The 671-nt window shown below is 59.9% G+C and carries 1 protein-coding gene and 1 pseudogene; both read left to right on the top strand.

Going from position 1 to position 671, the window contains the following annotated elements; translation table 11 throughout:
- A pseudogene (locus A3730_RS30900) lies at window positions 1–348 on the top strand (cytochrome C); the annotation flags it as partial.
- 140 nt (window positions 349–488) lie between these two features.
- Window positions 489–671, top strand: a 183-nt coding sequence (locus tag A3730_RS02240; protein WP_197477232.1) for an NAD(P)-binding domain-containing protein, incomplete at its 3' end; no start/stop codon positions are given.

Raw genomic sequence — 671 nt, 5'->3', positions numbered from 1 at the left:
AGCCAGGTGACGGCGGCGACTCAGCCTTACCTGTTTTACGGTATGGGGGCGGCCATTCTGGCGCTGGCGGTGGTGTGTTTCCTGTTCTTCCGCATTGGCATGCGCTTGCCCCTGAGTCTGTTCTTCCGCGTGACCAGCATTGTGCTGCTGATCCTGTCGGTGATTCTGCTTGGCAACGGCATTGCCGCCCTGCAGGAAGCCGGGCTGATCAGTGCGTTCTACCTGGGCGTGCCCACCATCGAGTGGTTGGGTCTCTACCCGACCGTGCAAGGTGTGGTCGCACAATCAGTGGCGATTATCCTGGCCGTGGTTTTCTGGCTACGTGGGCGTCGCAGCCAGTCGGCCTGAGCACTGAGTTGCTCCGGGTATCGTGTCCCGGATTGAAAGAGCCGCCTGCGGGCGGCTTTTTTGATTGACGTGCCAGCCCGTGGCTACAGTCACCAGTGTGAATCGCGTAGACTTTTCGTTCCGTTAGTTCAGGACATTTCATGCCTCATATCAGCTTTCTTGGCATCGGTCTGATGGGGGCGCCCATGGTGGCGCGACTGCTGGATGCCGGTTTTTCCCTCACCTTGTGGAACCGTACCCCTGACAAGGCACAGCGATTTGCCAGTCGAGCACGCATTGCGGCCAGCNCGGCGCAAGCCGTGGCCGAAGCAGATGTGGTGATC

The organism is Alcanivorax sp. HI0044 (assembly GCF_001634945.1).
The sequence above is the reverse complement of the archived record's forward strand: the minus strand, read 5'-3'. Positions and strand labels throughout refer to the sequence as shown.